A 2426-nucleotide genomic window follows, 5' to 3' on the forward strand; every position below is an offset into this window, starting at 1 on the left:
CGTGTTACGAGATCTTTGGGTCATACATGGTCCACAGTTTCGCTCACGAAGCCATTCCAGCGATCCGACCGGCGGGCTCACCGCGCCAGGGAACGCCCCTCTTGCGCTCCTATGAGCCCCGCGAGTGCTTCGCCCGCCCCACCATGGAGAACTGCCCCCAGCCGTACTCTTCAGAGAACCCTGAGAGAACGGGAATCCAATCGTGCAGGCACCTGTTCTGGCCGTGATCGCGCAATGGTGTGGTGCGGCATCGTTCGGACGGCAACCTCCCCGACAGGACGACCGCTCCCACCCCCTACGGGCCGCGATGGTGGCGGGTGGGAATGTCGCAGTCCGGCTAGGGACCTGCGCGCATCTGCGTCGATACCGGTGACGGGGGGCTAGGCGATGCGGGTTGGTCTTGTCGGCTATTTCGACCTGGGACACTCCTACGGCTTGGGCGACAGCGTATTCCGCAGCGACATGGTTGCCCCAGAGTCCGACATTGGCGTCGTCGGGATCAGGAATCCCCTCGGTCAGGGAACGACGGTGTCCCTGACCGACAGCTCGCCGACCATCGTGCAGTTGTGGCGTGACGCCGCCATTGCACAGGTGAGACGCCCGGAGCTGGACACCGGCTGGTCGACGCAGCAGACGGTCTCGCGAGCGGAATATGATGACAACCTTGAGGAGCTAATACGACAGCACCCTATCCGCAAATGTGATCTGACCATATACGCCGTGGGTGTCGCGTATTTGCACTTTGAGTTGGATTCAGGAATTCCTGTAGAGCGGATCCCGGGAGTCAGCGCCTGCTTCGAGTACGCGGCGTATACCCCGACCGTCGCGCGGGCACTATACGGCGCAGCGGAATGGCGGGCTACCTTAGCGGTGGTGAAGCATCGAGGTTCGCTGCCCGCCCTCACTAAAAGAAAGCCCGCCGTGCATATTACTGATGCTCGCGGTTACATCGAGTGCCAGCTGTTCAAGTCCATGACGCATCTCATCATTTGCGTGGACGAAGGTGATCAAGCACAGGTACCTCATCTAATGGAATCACGCGACATCGGTTCAGCCGATTCCATTACATTCGAGTATCACGGTCGCCTGCACTACAGCTGGCCGGCATGTGTGATTGAACCACGCACCGTTCCGGGCACATTCGTTGTCGGACAATACACGTGGTCCCCTGAAGAGGAGATCGCGCGAATAATGGACTGCGTGCAGATAGCGCATGTTTGCCAGGGGGCTTGTGAAGCCTTCTTGAGTCTTTTCCTGGATGAAATTCGCGAGCAGGTCGACGGCTATGTTAGTGAACAGCGCAGAGGCCGAAACGCGTCCGCCCTTAATCGCCTCCGGACCGTTGCACTCGCGGTAGCCAACCTGACCAACTTCAACCTCATAACACAGGCCGCAGAGGATCGGGAGTACTTCCGTAAATTTGGCACTGACGCGCTTATTGCTGAGACTCAGCAAATGCTTCGAGACGCTTGCGAGACGCTCTACAGCGCCCAGGAAGCGGAAGTTCAAAAGGAGCTGTCTGGCCGCCAAAACATCCTCAACAGCATCGTTCTACTGCTCGCCTCATTTGCCTTGATCTCCACGACGGTGGATGGCTATGACTTCATACGAGACGAAGAAGCTTTGATCGCCCAGCAGGTCCATCGCGTTCGCTTCCTTGCGGAGCTCGTGATCGCCCTGGCCTCGACCGTGATAGCCGTCATTCTGCTGCTGAACCGACCATGGCGGAACAAAAGGCGGTACTAGCCTTGTACTACCTCGATCTCACATGAGGGTCCGCCCAAGGAGTCTCGGCCCCTCACATTGCGCTGCGCACAACCTGCGAGGCCAACTCGAAAGGTTCGGCGTAAGCAGATAAGACGCCAGCATCCCCACTACGTTCGCGAAATGAGACACTTCAAGGTCGCCGAGTAGCAATAATTCTTGAAGCAACACCCATCCGACACCGGCCGAGGCGCTTGCGAGCCTCGGCCGGACGGAACTACCGCACGCCGCTGATGGCCTTGAGGAGCTGAAGGCCGAACCGTCCGCATACCTGCAGCATAGCGGGGCCGTGATCTTGAACTGCCCGCTTGACCACGGGAGCAGCGCGGCGAGTAACCTCAGCCGCGACCACAGGTGCCGCCTGAGCGGCGAAGTTGGCCACAGGGCTTTGGAAAGACGGCGAGTAGTTGTTCGTTGAGGAGAAGTTGTATCCGTTACCCGACGCGATTCCTGTGGCGTCGGGGAGGTACGGGTTCGGCGGCAACATATAGCCCCCCTATTTTGAGCCGATTGCTTGGATCGAGTGTGCCCTATCGGCCGAGTGTGCACCAGCAGGAGACTGCATCTGATGGCGACCATCCAGCTTTTCATACCCTGAGCAACGAACAGACGTGCGGATTTCGACTATGCTCCCGAGTGGCGACCGCACGCTCCGGCTAAGA

1 protein-coding gene is annotated in these 2426 nt (G+C 59.2%); it reads left to right on the forward strand.

What is annotated here, in order from left to right:
- Nucleotides 1-387 precede the first annotated feature (387 nt).
- Nucleotides 388-1746, forward strand: a complete 1359-nt coding sequence (locus tag ACZ69Q_RS45405; RefSeq protein WP_471054702.1) for a hypothetical protein — start codon at nt 388-390, stop codon at nt 1744-1746.
- Nucleotides 1747-2426 lie beyond the last annotated feature (680 nt).

The organism is Streptomyces sp. NPDC036764 (assembly GCF_055609385.1).